The organism is Shewanella eurypsychrophilus (genome assembly GCF_007004545.3).
Lineage (GTDB): Bacteria > Pseudomonadota > Gammaproteobacteria > Enterobacterales > Shewanellaceae > Shewanella > Shewanella eurypsychrophilus.
Window position 1 is genome coordinate 4917204 of the sequence record NZ_CP045503.2, and the last position, 15568, is coordinate 4932771.

General features: G+C 44.4%; 13 protein-coding genes. 12 read left to right on the forward strand and 1 reads right to left on the reverse strand.

The genetic code is table 11. The features are described from left to right. Window positions 1–41 precede the first annotated feature (41 nt). From FM038_RS21020 to FM038_RS21055, 8 genes are all read left to right on the forward strand, one after another. Complete coding sequence (locus tag FM038_RS21020; RefSeq protein ID WP_142871336.1) at window positions 42–1001, forward strand: hypothetical protein; 960 nt, start codon at window positions 42–44, stop codon at window positions 999–1001. A gap of 13 nt (window positions 1002–1014) precedes the next feature. After that, a complete protein-coding gene (locus FM038_RS21025) occupies window positions 1015–1914 on the forward strand; it encodes a DUF350 domain-containing protein (RefSeq protein ID WP_142871335.1) in 900 nt (299 codons plus the stop codon). Window positions 1915–1995: 81 nt separating this feature from the next. Continuing rightward, entirely contained in the window at window positions 1996–3723 is a 1728-nt protein-coding gene (locus tag FM038_RS21030; RefSeq protein WP_142871334.1) for a polyamine aminopropyltransferase, read from the forward strand. Between the two features lie 122 nt (window positions 3724–3845). Beyond that, complete coding sequence (locus FM038_RS21035; protein WP_142871333.1) at window positions 3846–4259, forward strand: YjfI family protein; 414 nt, start codon at window positions 3846–3848, stop codon at window positions 4257–4259. A gap of 83 nt (window positions 4260–4342) precedes the next feature. Next, a complete protein-coding gene (locus FM038_RS21040; protein WP_142871332.1) occupies window positions 4343–5029 on the forward strand; it encodes a PspA/IM30 family protein in 687 nt (228 codons plus the stop codon). A gap of 125 nt (window positions 5030–5154) precedes the next feature. Continuing rightward, on the forward strand, window positions 5155–5808 hold the full coding sequence (locus tag FM038_RS21045; protein WP_142871331.1) for a DUF4178 domain-containing protein: 654 nt from the start codon (window positions 5155–5157) through the stop codon (window positions 5806–5808). 90 nt (window positions 5809–5898) lie between these two features. After that, a complete protein-coding gene (locus tag FM038_RS21050) occupies window positions 5899–6228 on the forward strand; it encodes a hypothetical protein (RefSeq protein WP_142871330.1) in 330 nt (109 codons plus the stop codon). A 68-nt stretch (window positions 6229–6296) separates the two neighbouring features. After that, window positions 6297–7106: an ion transporter gene (locus tag FM038_RS21055; RefSeq protein ID WP_142871329.1), complete on the forward strand. Its 810-nt coding sequence runs from the start codon at window positions 6297–6299 to the stop codon at window positions 7104–7106. Between the two features lie 331 nt (window positions 7107–7437). On the opposite strand, the gene FM038_RS21060 is transcribed toward FM038_RS21055, so the two are convergent. Next, window positions 7438–8940, reverse strand: a complete 1503-nt coding sequence (locus FM038_RS21060) for a CYTH domain-containing protein (protein WP_142871328.1) — start codon at window positions 8938–8940, stop codon at window positions 7438–7440. 286 nt (window positions 8941–9226) lie between these two features. Here FM038_RS21060 and FM038_RS21065 point away from each other — a divergent pair, with 286 nt between their 5' ends. The 4 genes from FM038_RS21065 to putA all read left to right on the forward strand — a co-directional run bounded on the left by FM038_RS21065 (window position 9227) and on the right by putA (window position 15518). Next, the gene (locus FM038_RS21065; RefSeq protein ID WP_142871327.1) at window positions 9227–9907 is read left to right on the forward strand and encodes a TIGR00153 family protein; all 681 of its coding nucleotides are present in this window, start codon (window positions 9227–9229) and stop codon (window positions 9905–9907) included. A 24-nt stretch (window positions 9908–9931) separates the two neighbouring features. After that, window positions 9932–11200: an inorganic phosphate transporter gene (locus tag FM038_RS21070; protein ID WP_142871326.1), complete on the forward strand. Its 1269-nt coding sequence runs from the start codon at window positions 9932–9934 to the stop codon at window positions 11198–11200. Between the two features lie 234 nt (window positions 11201–11434). Further along, window positions 11435–12010, forward strand: coding sequence for a TIGR04211 family SH3 domain-containing protein (locus FM038_RS21075; RefSeq protein WP_142871325.1), 576 nt, complete (start codon window positions 11435–11437; stop codon window positions 12008–12010). Window positions 12011–12323: 313 nt separating this feature from the next. Further along, window positions 12324–15518 carry a bifunctional proline dehydrogenase/L-glutamate gamma-semialdehyde dehydrogenase PutA gene (putA, locus tag FM038_RS21080; RefSeq protein ID WP_185965708.1) on the forward strand — a complete coding sequence of 1065 codons (3195 nt, stop codon included), beginning with the start codon at window positions 12324–12326 and terminating at the stop codon, window positions 15516–15518. The last annotated feature ends 50 nt before the right edge of the window (window positions 15519–15568 follow it).

Sequence of the window (15568 nt, forward strand, 5' to 3'; positions counted from 1 at the left end):
AATATAAATTCTAGTTAACACCAATTAATAATGGAGAAAACATGGCAGCGATGCTTATGCGTATTCTCACTCTAACATTGCTAATAACCTTAGTGGGTTGTGGCGATGACAGGCCAGACAAAATTGCTCAGTTCCAGCAACTAGCCGGCCAGAGAATCGACACATTGGGCAAAATGCTCAACGACGGTCAGATCCGCAATGCAATGTTACTGAAACAGTACACCGGCATTATGGAAAGACAAAACCCAGACATGGCCCCTTTATTTAGTGAATTAGCTAAAGATGCCACCACAAACGGACCTATGTACTCATCGCTTGTGAATCGGTATCAAGGTCTGAGTAATGCCAGTAATTATGTGGATCTAGATCAACAATTAGCCGAAGCTGAAAATATCTATCATGCAGCCGATCCAAGTCTGTATAACGATATGATCTCTGATCCGCTCAATGTTGTTGCTGATATGTCTAATGGCGCACTCGCAAGGGTAAACTCCATTAGCCGAGAAGCCGCAGCACTGGCCAACGGCGCCGATGATTTTGGTACGGGTAGTCAACTTGTGGGTAACCCAGGTTACGGTAACTGGCAGACCGGTTCGAACGGCATGTCTTTCTGGGCCTGGTATGGCATGTACTCCATGTTCTCCAATGTAATGCGTGGACCTATCGGTTACGATCGTTGGTCTAGCCGCAGAAATTACAGCTATTACAATGATGTTGGCCGCTCTCGCTATACCTCACCCAAGCAGGCTACGGCACAGAACAAAACCTTTGAACGCACCAAGAAGCAGTTCAATTCACAAGGTAGAAAGTTCGATAGCCCTTATGCTAAATCTCGTACAGGCTCAACTAGCCTATCGAGACAAAGCACCAGTACACCTAAGGCGAGCACGACAGGCACTCGCAGTAAAAGTGGCAGTAAGTTCCGTTCTAATTACTCTAAGAACAGTAACTTCCGTAATTCTAACAGTCGCACTACTCGCGGTGTACGCCGAGGCAAATAGGTAAGGAAATCACATGACATTTTTTCAAAACTTCGGCTTAACCACAGATCTCGCTATTATCTTAGTGATAGATCTGACCATTGCTATCATTCTGTTAACCTTGATGCGCTATCTACAAGGCTGGACAGCCAAAGTCGATAGCCGTGTCGAATTGGCTGAAAGAGATAACTTTGCCTTCGGTATCAGCACAGCTGGCGCCATAGCAGGTCTTGGTATCGTACTCACAGGTGCCATTTCAGGCGAGGCTGCTGACTCTTATCTTGTCGAAGCCATTGGTATGAGTATCTACGGTTTATTTGGATTGTTCCTGATTAAGCTTGGTAGATTCCTGCACGATAAGATTGCGCTTAATGAGTTCAATAAAGGTGAGCAGATCCTCAAGGGTAATATTTCGGTGGCCATTGTTGATGCAAGCGCTGCGATTGCTACCGCCATCATCATTCGCTCAGTGCTTATCTGGGCTGAAGATTTGACACTTGATACCTTCATCGCCATCTTCAGTGCTTTTGCGGTTTCACAACTAATGCTGGTCCTGCTAACCCGTTTTCGCGAACACAGATATGCTAAACGAAACCAAGAAGCTTCAATGCAAGATGCCCTAGTTCAAGGACATAAAGCGGTCGCCATTCGCCATAGCGGCTACATGCTTGCCATGGCTTTAAGCTTCAATGCGGCGAGTCATTTCATCGTCTATAACCCTGAAGCTTATATCGCGAACTTGGTTGGTTGGCTAGTCTTCTCTGTGATCATGCTGGTTGCACTGTCTGTACTCATTAAAATTGTAAAGAAACTAGTACTGTCAAATATCAACTTAGCTCAAGAAGTTGAGCAGCAGCATAATATTGGTATCGCGACCGTAGAGTTAGCGATCAGTGTGGCAGTGGCTCTCATTTTGACGAGCTTAATGTACTAGAAAAATTGATGTGCTAACCCTAAAAAATACGGTTAATCATTTGATTAGCCGTTTTATTTTATATTGAAGTAAGAGATATCAGTGACAAAAACTGCAGACACCACCGCGCCGAACTCAACAGAAAAGAAACTGAGCTGGTTTGACGATACTTTACTGCTTGGCATCATGGCTGTACTTGCTGGATGTGGATTAATTTATGAATATCTGCTGTCTCATTATGCCGGTCGTATTTTAGGAGCATTAGAAGCCGCCATATACACCATGATTGGTCTAATGATCGTCTCTATGGGTATCGGTGCCTTCGCCGCCAGAAAGATACGCTGTGCATTTACCGGCTTTGCAGTGCTAGAACTCAGTGTTGCCCTATGTGGCTCTCTAGCGATATTAATCACAGCTGCGGTTATCGGATTTGGTCAACAGCTGCCCCTCATCATTGCTAGCACCTTAGGTCTACCGCCTGATCAACTGCCTGAGGGCGGCTTTATCGGCTTGTTACAGCATCTGAGCGAATATCTACCCTACTTCTGGGGCGTATTACTCGGCTTGATGATCGGCATGGAGATCCCGCTCATTGCTCGTGTAAGGCAATCTCTGTGTGATGAGCACCTAATGCACAATGCTGGCACCATTTACGGAGCCGATTATGTCGGTGCAGGTATTGGCGCGGCCATTTGGGTGAGCTTTATGCTTGCCATAGATATACAGCTTGCAGCAGCCATGACTGCGAGTTTCAATCTCCTAGCAGGCTTTATCTTCATCTGGCGCTTCTGGGATCGTATTCGTTTCGTCAAAACCTTACTCATTGGCCATTTTGTCGCATCAGGCATCTTACTGTTACTTGCTTGGCATGGACCCGGCTGGGAGCAAAACTTCAATAACCTACTCTATAAAGATAACGTTATTTATGCTAAATCGACTCGCTTTCAGCAGCTCACGTTTACCGAGCGCTTGAGAGGCAGTGGTATTGATCCTGTATATTCACTCTATATTAATGGTCGACTACAGTTCTCTAGCCAAGATGAGCATATCTATCACGCCTTTTTGGTCCATCCAACCATGGAAGCATCAGCTCGCCACGATAAGGTGTTGATCATTGGCGGTGGCGATGGATTAGGGCTAAAACAAGTATTAAAGTGGCAACCTAAACACGTCACCTTAATGGATCTTGATAAAGATCTACTTGGCCTTTTCACCTCTCATGATGCGGATATGCCTAAGCGCCTAAGCCAAACGTTACTCAAACTAAACGGTGATGCTCTCAATGACCCTAGGGTCGATGTCGTCGTCGATGATGCGTTTAATGGGGTTGATAAACTACTGAAAAAAGGGGCTAAATATGATGTCATCATAGTCGATCTCCCCGATCCCAGTCATCCAGATCTTAACAAGCTATACTCAGATCTTTTTTATAAGAAACTAAAGGAACTCTTAAGTGCAGATGGGGCTCTAACGGTACAGTCTACCTCACCTTATCATGCGCCGAAGGCCTTTATTTCAGTGGGTAAAACCTTAGCTTTGGCCGGTTTTGAAGTCAGTCAATATCACCACAATGTCCCAAGTTTCGGTGAATGGGGCTGGAGTATCGCCACCGCATCGGGCAAAAATGCCAAGGCACGATTGAGTGACATCAAACAGCTATCTATAACAGATGACTGGCTAACACCAGGGTTGATCAAGGGGTCTTTCGAGTTCCCCGGGAACTTCTATCAAGAGATAGATAGCATTGAAGCCAACCGAATTGGCTCAATGCAGTTATATCAGTATCACCAACAAGCTTGGATCGAAAATCAGGGGGTCACACTCTTCTGAGCCAAAAGACTGAGCAATGAACCGAATTCAGGACAAATGAATTTTCTGAAAAAATAGCACTTGACATATTATGTCCTAGTGCTATCTTTAACCGCAGACATAATATGTCAAAGAGGACAAATATGAATATCCACAGTATTGCTAACCACCTCAATGATCTTTGTGACCAAAGTCATACAGGCCTTCAATTTGATTGTTATCCTATCGATGGCGATGTTGAAGTTTTACAGGTCAATGTCCTTGGACGTGAAGAGATCCCAGTATTTGTATCGGTAACTGAGAACCAAGTTTTGTGTATTAGTTATCTTTGGGGTGAGGAAGAAGTTAAGCAAGACAGTCGCATGGAGATGTTCGAAACCATGCTAGAGCTTAACATCCCAATGCCACTGTCATCATTTGCAAAAGTTGATGATAAATATGTGGTTTATGGCGCACTTTCAGTGCAATCAGATATGGAAGAGATAGAGCAAGAGTTATCCGTTCTATCTGACAACTGTTTGGAAGTTATCGACGAGATGTCTGACTTCCTCAAGTAATGCAAACGCATTTAATTAACTAAATTTGTAAGTAATGACGCAGATAGAAGTCAGTGTTATTACCTAATTAAAGGAGCCACATCATGGGCATACTAAACAAGATTTTAACCGCTTTCCGTGGCGGCGCTACCGAAGTTGGCCAAGGCATCGTTGATGCTAACTCTACACGTATTTTCGAACAAGAGATCCGTGATGCAGAGAAGCACCTAACCAAGGCTAAGCGTGAACTGACTGACGTAATGGCTAAAGAGATGCAAGCTAGCCGTGAAGTTGATCGCCTAAAGCGCTCTATTGCTGAGCACGAAGGTTTCGCGACCCAAGCACTTGAACAGGAAAATGAAGCTCTTGCCTTAGAAGTTGCTGAGAAGATTTCTCAACTTGACCAAGAGCTTGCTGAGCAGTTATCAGCTAATGATAACTTCAGTGCACATGCTGCACGTCTGAAAGAGCTAGTACGTAAAACGGAACGCCAACTAACAGACTACCAACGTCAACTTACTATGGTAAAGACCACTGAAAGCGTACAGAAAGCAACGGCGAGTATCACAGACTCTTTCGCTGGAAGTAATTCAAAACTACTTAATGCTAAAGACTCTTTAGAGCGCATAAAAGCACGTCAGCAGCAATTTGATGATCGCCTCGTCGCATCAGAGCAGCTAGCCGATGAAAATAGCGATAAGTCCTTGCATGCTAAACTTGCTGAAGCAGGCATTGGCGAGCAAAAGTCTAACGCTAATGCAGTACTTGATCGCCTTAAAGCGCGTAAGTAACCACCATTAGCTTTTACATGAAGTTAGCCACTAACCTTTCATGCATTGACTAAGAATAAAGCGCTTTTCTTATGACTAAGAAAGGCGTTTTTTCGTCAAAGCAAATCAACAACTCAGGAGTGATGATGAGTTTCTTAAAAGGTCTTTTTGGGAAAAAAGAAGTCCCCACACGTCAACTTGACCATCCCTCGAAGCTCCTCAAGGGAGATATGATATCTCTTGATGATAGCTTTGCCTTGCCCCCGCAGTTGCGCGGTCAACAACTTAGGGTTGAGTCTATCAGCACTTACGAATACCAACGTAAACAGCAAACAGAATGGGCACTAAAGGGACACGGTAGCGATACCTTATTTCTCTCTTTAGATGAAGATGATGAAACCTATCTCGCATTTTCAATCAAGATCAATCGCTCTATTGTGGAACAGATTTTCGATCTCGAACAATTCGGCGCTATTTTTGAAGAAAACGAGCAAGCCCTATTATCCACACAATCTTTACCAAAAGAGTTAGTCACTGAGTTTTCTCAATGGTTAGGTGAGACTTATCATCAGGTCAACTTCGCACAATTTGGTTATTTTCACCGTGAGGACTATCGAGACAAAAAGCCACCTCAGGATGCTGAAGGACCAACGGGTGATGAGTTCGAATCTTACCACTGCCTTGACGAAGATGAAAAATATGCCCTTGATGTTGAAGTCTATGCAGATGGAGATACCGATGTCATGTTAACCTTATACCGACCTCTTTCCGATATACGAGATTATTGGCCGGGGAAATAAGCTTTAGAGTTCCTAGAACCTCATTTTCAATCACCAAGGTACTAGGAACTCAGTTTCAAAAATATGATTCAATTTTTAAGGTAATACCGAATGACTAAGAAAAAGACCTCGCTTCCAGAGCAGTGGTTACAGAACCAGAAAGCTGCAAAAGCGACTCAGGTGGCTTTTGACTTAGATGAGAAATTTCAGTATTCCATCCGCAAAGCCGCACTAGACTCTGGTTTCAGTCCTTCAGATCAAATACGCACAATCCTAGGGCTTACAGTAACAAAGCGCCCTAAACGTCCACGTTTGACCGTTTCCCTCAGCCCAGAAGATTATGTACTGTTAGCTGAGAAATATGAACTGTCTCCTGAGTCACAGTTAGAAATAAAAAAACATGTTCTCGACGAACTCATCCACTTTAGTGATAAAAACTAGTACACTCAGTGAGATACAAATAGAAAAGTCTATCATTTAAGTAGGCTGATGAATGGATACAATCTTCTATGGTTAACATAAGCCGCTGGTTTCCAGAGACAGAAACCCACCCGACCCCCTTTCAGCTAGCCATGATGGTACTGTCTTTTTTATCGGTCATCGTAGTACTCGTACTAACTTTCGCCAAGACCGAACCTGAAACTCGTCGCTTACTCTTGATGATCGACTTTAGTATCTGCATGATTTTTCTGAGTTACTTCTTTGTTAACCTTTTTAAATCCGACAACAAACTTCTTTACCTACAACACAACTGGATAGACTTAGTCGCCAGTATTCCCGCCATAGAACCACTAAGACTAGCGCGTTTATTTCAGATCCTAAGAGTAATCCGACTTATTCGAATGACCCACTCGTTAATCGCTCCTTTAGTAAAACAACGAAGGCAAGCAACGTTAGCCAGCTTACTCGTGGCTATGGTCACTATCTTAACCATCTCTTCGGTATTAATGCTGATTGTAGAAAGTGGCGCACCCGATGCCAATATTCACACCGCTGAGAATGCAATTTGGTGGGCATTAGTGACTATTTCAACCGTTGGTTATGGTGACTTCTACCCCGTAACGACTGTAGGACATGTTATTGGCGCCATTGTCATCATCTGTGGAGTCAGTTTTTTTGGTGTGATCTCCGGTTATATGGCATCAATATTTATTGCTCCCGATGAAACCGAGAAGCTTGAAACTCAAAGTGAAGAGATAAAGTGTGAGCTCAAAATGGCTTTAGATAGAATGGAAAAAAATCAGGATCAACTCATGCAAGAGATCACTCTGCTGCATAAGGAGATTAAAGATATTAAGGAAGATAAGGATAGACCCTAGGCGCTAGAAACTAGGAGCTAGGTTGAAAAGCTGAGATGACGGCCTTTGGCCTATCGCTACGCGGATGGCTGCGCCTATTCGACGGGCTAGGCCCTGTTTGAAAAGGTGAAGCAGCAGATCTTGTGGCAGGATGGGGCTTAGCCCGAGGCTTACGATTATTCCGTTCCCGGCTAAAGCCGGTCCTACACTACAGCGAAGCGTAATCTGACCGCCATATATGGGGGAATGTCGGTTATGTAGGGAACAATAACCGACGCAGCCCCACCAGCGAAGCGTCATCTTGATTCTAGGTTCTAGGTCCTAGTTTCTAGCAACTAGGACCTAAAAGATTTTACCGCCAATACGGTTGATTTTTAAGTGCTGTCCGTCTCGACTGTTCCATGGCGAATATTAGGCTTGCCTCTTTATTTTGCAGCCAATCAGATATATCTACACCTAATGCCAAACTGATCTCCCTCAACTTTCTATAAGCTGCCAAAGTTCTTATCCCTAGTACAAGATCTTGCCAAGGTGCTCTGAATACATCCCGGCTTTCTTTAGCATAGAGCTCACCATAAGCCACACCGACGAAAATACTGTCATCCAATGCACGAGCTAAGGACTGGTACTCTTTACTCGTCAAATCGGATTCTGATGGCATTAAGCCAACAATTTTCTGCCAAGAGGCTTCCTGCATCCTATCGGCGAAAACCATAAGTTCAGTCTGAATATTCACAGAGACTTCACCATCTCTCACACCAAATAAGATTTCAACTAAACCAAGCTGAAGACTACCGTAACAAGTATCTGCTAACATTTTATTGAATAAACACGGAATAGCTAAGCTTGCTAGTGCCTTTCGAGTCTGGGACTCAAGCTGCTTCTTACAAGATAATTTAGCGATAAGTTGACTGTTCTGACTTAGAATTTCAGTCAGGCTCAATCCTATTTCAACAAAATCTAAGTGAGCCTCAATGCAATCAAATCTAGCAATATGTTGATCATTTAACAGGTTAAATTGCTCAAGTGTACATCTTAGTAATCGCACGCAAGCTCTAAGGCGGTAACAGAGAAAAGGCAATTGCTCAATATCATGAAGACAAGACTCTAAAATCATAGCTTCAAGTTGTTGCCAGCGCTCTATACCCGAGCTCAATAATGATATTAACGTCAGCTTAAGATCTTGTTCAGTTTCTAGCTCTATAAACTTCAATACATCTAAACTAAGTGGGCTTGACTGCGCCGCTAATCGATAGCCTCTTTGGGCTTTGCTCGCCTTGCCCAGACGAACTGCCACAGATTCAGCAACTTTACTACCCAGCTCAATCAGTGCTGCAGTCTTGCCAGCCATTAACTCGAATTCTAACTCACAAATTGGCTCAGATTTGGTTTCGCCATCTCTTGTCACACTCACCTGACCAATATCTAGAGCAACTTCGATTAGGCTCTCATCTACATAAATATGCCAGGTTCGTCTATCAAAATCAGTATCAAATAAACAGGTGAGCTGAGACTGCACTGCTGAAATATTAGCCGGTTGAGGCCAGATTTCTTTAGGAAATAAATGTAAATTAGGTACATCTTGTTCTATGTCAACATTGTATTCAGGACGTGAATGTATGCCACCAATCACACTTCCTGCGGTCTTTATCGTCTGCTCACGGTGGCCGTCATAGCCACGAACCCTTAGCCCCATGTCCCATTTTCTCAATTGCAGATCTGGGGTTTCAAAGTAGCCATTCGTTAACTTCCTACAGGCTTTCTGCTCACTGTTAGGCAAGCTATCGAGTAAGTTAACCAAGGTTTGTTGTTGTTCTAATTGAAAAAATAATTTAAGTTCTATCTCGGCATTCATTCGCCAATTGCTCGCTCTGTATTTTTTGTTATTGAGTGTTTTTCGATTACACTGTTTGAGCTGTCATCAAAAATTCATTAATATTTAATCATAATTTCACCTATTAGATGAAATGTAATATTACTGTCACAAACAAACCGTAGGATTGCGGTTTGCAGTTAAGATATAACTCGTTAGAATAAAAACTGTCTTTTTAAATGTAAATCACAGTTTCAATACGCGGTCGCTTGGGTTAACATGCGCCCGCTTTTTCCAACAGTGGAATAACCTAAATAGGTACACGGCAATGCCAGTAAACTCTATTTTGGGCGTGTTTGCAAAATCGCCAATTAAGCCTCTACAAGAGCATATAGATAAAGTGCACCAATGTGCATCGATACTTGTCCCATTTTTCGACGCAACAGCCGCCGGAGATTGGACTAGTGCAGTTGAACTACGTAAGCAGATCAGTGGCACGGAGCGAGAAGCTGACTCACTAAAACGTGAGATCCGTTTAACGCTACCGGGTGGTCTGTTTATGCCTGTCGAGCGTACTGATCTACTGGAGCTTTTAACCCAGCAAGATAAGATCGCTAATAAGGCAAAAGATATTTCTGGTCGTATCATCGGCCGTCAACTTGTTATCCCTCAAGAGATCCAAGCGCCCTTCAATGCTTATTTGATCCGCTGCCTCGATGCAGTAGCACTAGCCAAACAAGCAATCAACGAACTCGATGACCTATTAGAAACTGGTTTCCGTGGTCGTGAAGTCGATTTGGTCGCTAAGATGATCGCAGAACTCGATAAAATCGAGGAAGATACGGATGATCTTCAAATCAAGATCCGTCGTCAGTTGTTCGCTATCGAAAACGATATGAACCCTATCGATGTGATGTTCCTCTATAAAATTATTGAGTGGGTTGGCGACTTGGCAGATCTTGCCGAACGTGTCGGTTCTCGCTTAGAGCTTATGCTAGCTCGCGTCTAACAACAAAGTTATCAAGGTAACAACATGGTTGATGTATTAGTCACCAGCGGTCCTATGCTCATTGGAATAGCGGCTGCTTTTGGTTTTTTAATGGCATGGGGTATTGGCGCAAATGATGTAGCCAATGCAATGGGAACCTCAGTAGGTTCTAACGCTATTACGATTAAACAAGCGATCATCATAGCGATGATTTTCGAATTTGCTGGTGCTTATCTAGCAGGTGGTGAAGTTACAAGTACTATCCGTAAGGGGATTATAGACTCGGCTTACTTCGTCGACTCTCCAGAACTACTGGTATATGGCATGATCTCTGCGCTTTTAGCCGCAGGTATCTGGTTAATCGCGGCGTCAGCCTTAGGCTGGCCAGTATCGACTACGCACTCTATTATCGGTGCTATTGTTGGTTTCGCTGCGGTAGGTGTTGGCACTGAGGCCGTTGAATGGGCCAAGGTTGCTGGTATCGTAGGCTCCTGGGTGGTGACTCCGGCAATATCAGGCTTTATCGCCTTTATGATCTTCCAGAGTGTGCAGAAGCTTATCTTCAACACGGACAACCCACTAGAAAACGCTAAACGTTATGTGCCTTTCTACATGGCACTAGCAGGCTTTATGATGTCTCTGGTGACCATCCAGAAAGGTCTTAAGCATATCGGTCTACACTTCAGCACCGCAGAGGCATACGCATTAGCCACTGGTATAGCTGTTATTGTCGGTATCGGTGGTATGTTAGCGATTAAACGCCTAAAGATGGACAGTAAAGCCGATCGACAGACTCAGTTTGGTAACGTCGAGAAAGTCTTTGCTATCTTAATGGTTGTAACCGCATGTTGTATGGCATTCGCTCATGGTTCGAATGATGTTGCAAACGCCATTGGACCACTAGCAGCTGTTGTTTCTGTGGTTGAGAGTGGCGGTGACATTGGCGCATCCTCAGCACTCGTCTGGTGGATACTTCCCCTAGGTGCTGTCGGTATTGTTTTAGGTCTAGCTATCTTCGGTAAGCGTGTGATGAAGACCATAGGTAAAAACATTACCCACCTAACACCAAGTCGTGGCTTTGCCGCTGAACTCGCTGCAGCTTCTACCGTAGTGATAGCATCAGGTACTGGTCTACCTATCTCTACGACTCAAACCTTAGTGGGTGCAGTTTTAGGTGTCGGTATGGCTCGTGGTATCGCGGCGATTAACATAGGTGTGGTACGAAACATCGTTGTTTCTTGGGTTATTACTCTGCCTGCAGGTGCGGCGCTTTCAATCATGTTCTTCTTCATGATTAAAGGTATCTTCAGCTAAAGCATCAATTGAGTAAATAGATACAGATAAAAGGGAAGCTTAGGCTTCCCTTTTAAATACCTCAAAACTCTGCAGCAACACCTCTTCTTGTCCGCCATTTGCATGACTTTCACAATTAACTTTTGACATTAATTAACCTTCATCAAGTAATCTTCAGAACTCTTACGACTAGCCCTTGCAAAACGCCGAGCAAATCCCTAGCATGTTGCTATATTTCGTTGATGAGAATTCAAAGTGTTAAGATTCTTTGCTCTAGTGGGACTGTTATTACTCTCTCCAAGCCTTTTGGCCGCAGGTCAACCTGGATATATATCCGATAAAGTGTATCTCTACCTCCATGGTGGACCAGGCACTCAATTTCGTATTTTGGGTAGTATAGAAGCAGGCCAATCAATCTCATTATCAGGCGAGACCCAAGGTGACTACACCAAGATCATTGACCACAAAGGCCGTGAAGGCTGGGTAGAGTCAAAGATGGTCACTCGCCAAAAAAGTTTCCGCGAACTGTTACCCGAAGTACAAGCAGAGCTGGAAAAGACCAAGTCCGAGCTAGAGCAAGCGTTGAATACCAGTGATAATAGTACTCAGCAGTTGAGTAAACTCAAGTCAGACCTTGATCGTGCACAGCGCGATTTAGCGAAAGCCAGCAGTGAACGAGATAACGCGACCAGCAAGCTAGCCAATATAGAAAAGAATGAACGTTTCCAGATGTGGCAAGAGGGTGGCATCATCGCTGCTATTGGCCTACTTGTAGGCGTGATCTTAGTTTACCTACCTCGACCAAGACGTAAGAAAAAGAATCACTGGTAAAGCATCAGTTTTCTACAAGATTTCCAAGAAAGCCAGCATTTAACATGCTGGCTTTTTTGTTTTTACTTTTCATTTATAAATGAGCCAAGCCACATGAACAGTGACTTTGCACAGCATCCAGACCAGCAAGATCAAACAAACTTCACATAGAGAACCGCAATAGTGTTCCTCGTCACATTTTGATGATACTATCCGCCAAAGATGCCAGATTGTATACAAAATTAAGATGCATCTTATTCCTCTTATCTAGTCACGCTTTCAACGTTTCAATTAGATAAGATTTGTTCAAGCAAACTGTCCCTAACCGGCCCAGATGGAAGCGATTACTATGTTCAAAGCGAGTGAAGTTCTAGCAGGTCACTATGACTCAGCTAACCTCGATGAGCTGTTTAAAGCCATCACCAATAACTACATTGTCGATGAAGATGAATATCTATCTGAACTGATCAAACTTGTCCCCTCTAGTCACGATGAAATTCAACGTGTGACTAAAAGAGCCCATGATTTGGTTGCTAAAGTTCGCCAATATGACAAGAAAGGTTTAATGGTTGGCATTGATGCATTTCTGCAGCAATACAGCCTAGAGACGCAGGAAGGTATCATCCTGATGTGTCTAGCCGAAGCGCTATTGCGTATCCCTGATGCGGCAACTGCCGATGCCCTCATTCAAGATAAGCTATCAGGTGCAAAATGGGACAAGCATATGAGTCAAAGCGACTCTACGCTAGTCAATGCTTCTACTTGGGGCTTGATGCTAACAGGCAAGATTGTCACTCTCGATAAAAATATCGATGGTAAGCCTAGTAGCCTATTAAACCGTTTGGTTAACCGTATGGGTGAACCTGTGATCCGCCAAGCTATGCTTGCTGCAATGAAGATCATGGGGAAACAGTTTGTTTTGGGCACCTGTATCAAAGATGGCCTTAAAAACAGTGAAGCTAACCGTAAGATTGGCTATACACATAGTTACGACATGCTAGGTGAAGCGGCGTTAACGAAAACTGACGCTGACAAGTACTTCGATGAATACTCATCTGCCATCGCGGCTCTTGGTTCACAAAGCTACGATGAGAGCAAGGCTCCTCGTCCAACCATCTCTATCAAGCTATCAGCCCTTCATCCAAGATATGAAGTGGCCAATCAAGATCGTGTCCTTTCAGAACTCTATGACACACTCATCAAGTTAATTCAGCAGGGTCGCCAGCTTAATGTCGGTATCACTATCGATGCAGAAGAGATGGATAGACTCGAGCTTCACTTAAAACTATTCCAGAAGCTCTATAACTCAGATGCAGCAAAAGGCTGGGGATTATTAGGTATCGTGGTACAGACATACGCTAAGCGTGGTTTGCCGGTACTTTGCTGGTTAACTCGTCTGGCTAAAGATCAGGGTGATGAGATCCCCGTGCGTCTCGTTAAAGGCGCATACTGGGACAGCGAGCTCAAATGGGCTCAGCAAGCAGGCGAAGCGGGCTATTCCCTCTTTACCCGCAAAGCAGGAACTGATGTTTCTTATCTTGCATCGGCACGCTATCTACTGTCAGATGCCACTAGAGGTGCTATCTACCCACAGTTTGCAACACATAATGCTCAATCGGTTGCTGCGATAATGGATATTGCTGGCGATCGCCTGTATGAATTTCAACGTCTACATGGCATGGGACAGGAGCTTTACGACACCTTAATCGCTGAATGCCCAACGACGCGAATTCGTATCTACGCGCCCATTGGTGAACATAAAGAGTTACTCCCCTACCTAGTGCGCCGTTTATTAGAAAATGGGGCGAATACCTCATTTGTCCATAAGCTTGTCGATCCTAAGGTTGCGATTGAATCACTTGTGGTTCACCCAATCACAACCTTACAAAAGTATAAGACGCTCTCAAACAACAAGATCGTACAGCCAGCCGATATTTTTGGCTCATCGCGTAAAAACTCCAAGGGATTAAACATGAACATCATCTCTGAATCTGAGCCTTTCTTCGCTGCAATAGACAAATTCAAAGATACTACTTGGCATGCTGGTCCTCTGGTTAATGGTGAAGTACTCAGCGGCGAGACCAATGAAATTGTTAGCCCATTCGATACCACTCAAGTGGTTGGTAAGCTTGCTTTCGCTAACAATCAAGCGATTGAGCAAGCACTGTCTGGTGCAGAGAAAGCATTCCCAGCTTGGTGTAATACGCCTGTAGAAGAGCGAGCTTCGGCTCTACAAAAGCTCGCTGATCTGCTTGAAGAGAACCGCGAAGAGCTTATTGCACTTTGTACTCGTGAAGCGGGTAAAAGCATTCAAGATGGTATCGACGAAGTACGTGAAGCGGTAGATTTCTGTCGCTATTATGCCGTTCAAGCCAAAAAGATGATGGCGCAGCCTGAACTCCTCCCTGGCCCTACAGGTGAATTGAACGAGCTGTTTATTCAAGGCCGAGGCATCTTCGTCTGTATCAGCCCATGGAACTTCCCATTAGCTATCTTTATTGGTCAAGTGGCTGCAGCGCTCGCGGCGGGTAATACCGTTGTTGCTAAACCTGCAGAGCAAACCTCTATCGTCGGCTTCCGCGCGGTGCAACTTGCACATGAGGCTGGCATTCCTAAAGAGGTGCTACAGTTCCTACCTGGTACAGGTGCGACTGTCGGTGCAGCAATCACCTCAGATGAGCGAATTGGCGGTGTTTGCTTTACAGGCTCTACTGGAACGGCGAAGCTGATTAACCGTACTCTAGCAATGCGTGAAGGCGCTATCATCCCATTGATCGCTGAAACAGGTGGCCAAAATGCCATGGTGGTTGATTCAACATCACAACCTGAGCAAGTCGTCCATGATGTCATTGATTCATCGTTCACCAGTGCTGGTCAACGTTGCTCGGCGCTTCGTGTTCTTTTCCTTCAAGAAGATATCGCAGACCGAGTGCTTGAAGTGATGAAAGGTGCGATGGATGAGCTAACGATTGGTAACCCTAGCTCGGTGAAAACCGATGTCGGACCTGTCATCGATGCGGCTGCACAAGCTAATTTGAATGCACATATTGACCATATCAAACAAGTTGGCACTCTGCTTAAGCAGCTCGAACTGCCCGCGGGTACTGAGAACGGTTACTTCGTTGCACCGACCGCTGTAGAGATTGATTCTATCAAGGTACTTGAGAAGGAACATTTCGGTCCAATTCTACATGTTATCCGTTATAAAGCCGCCGATCTCTCCAAGGTAATCGATGAGATCAATTCAACTGGTTTTGGTCTGACTTTAGGTATTCACAGCCGTAACGAAGGCCATGCGCTTGAAATTGCTAGCAAGGTCAATGTAGGCAACGTCTATATCAATCGTAACCAGATTGGCGCTGTCGTCGGCGTGCAGCCATTTGGTGGTCAAGGTCTGTCGGGCACTGGTCCTAAAGCAGGTGGTCCTCACTACCTAACACGTTTTATCACCGAGAAAACCCGTACCAACAACATCACTGCGATCGGTGGCAATGCCACTCTGCTATCGCTTGGTGATAGTGACGACTAATTGAACCTATTGATTCATTCATAAATAAAAAGCCAGACCGAGTGTCTGGC

Coding starts and splice junctions, on each gene's coding strand:
- FM038_RS21020 (WP_142871336.1), top strand. CDS start 42: ATGGCAGCGATGCTTATGCGTATTCTCACTCTAACATTGCTAATAACC.
- FM038_RS21025 (WP_142871335.1), top strand. CDS start 1,015: ATGACATTTTTTCAAAACTTCGGCTTAACCACAGATCTCGCTATTATC.
- FM038_RS21035 (WP_142871333.1), top strand. CDS start 3,846: ATGAATATCCACAGTATTGCTAACCACCTCAATGATCTTTGTGACCAA.
- FM038_RS21040 (WP_142871332.1), top strand. CDS start 4,343: ATGGGCATACTAAACAAGATTTTAACCGCTTTCCGTGGCGGCGCTACC.
- FM038_RS21045 (WP_142871331.1), top strand. CDS start 5,155: ATGAGTTTCTTAAAAGGTCTTTTTGGGAAAAAAGAAGTCCCCACACGT.
- FM038_RS21050 (WP_142871330.1), top strand. CDS start 5,899: ATGACTAAGAAAAAGACCTCGCTTCCAGAGCAGTGGTTACAGAACCAG.
- FM038_RS21055 (WP_142871329.1), top strand. CDS start 6,297: ATGGTTAACATAAGCCGCTGGTTTCCAGAGACAGAAACCCACCCGACC.
- FM038_RS21060 (WP_142871328.1), bottom strand. CDS start 8,940: ATGAATGCCGAGATAGAACTTAAATTATTTTTTCAATTAGAACAACAA.
- FM038_RS21065 (WP_142871327.1), top strand. CDS start 9,227: ATGCCAGTAAACTCTATTTTGGGCGTGTTTGCAAAATCGCCAATTAAG.
- FM038_RS21070 (WP_142871326.1), top strand. CDS start 9,932: ATGGTTGATGTATTAGTCACCAGCGGTCCTATGCTCATTGGAATAGCG.
- putA (WP_185965708.1), top strand. CDS start 12,324: ATGGAAGCGATTACTATGTTCAAAGCGAGTGAAGTTCTAGCAGGTCAC.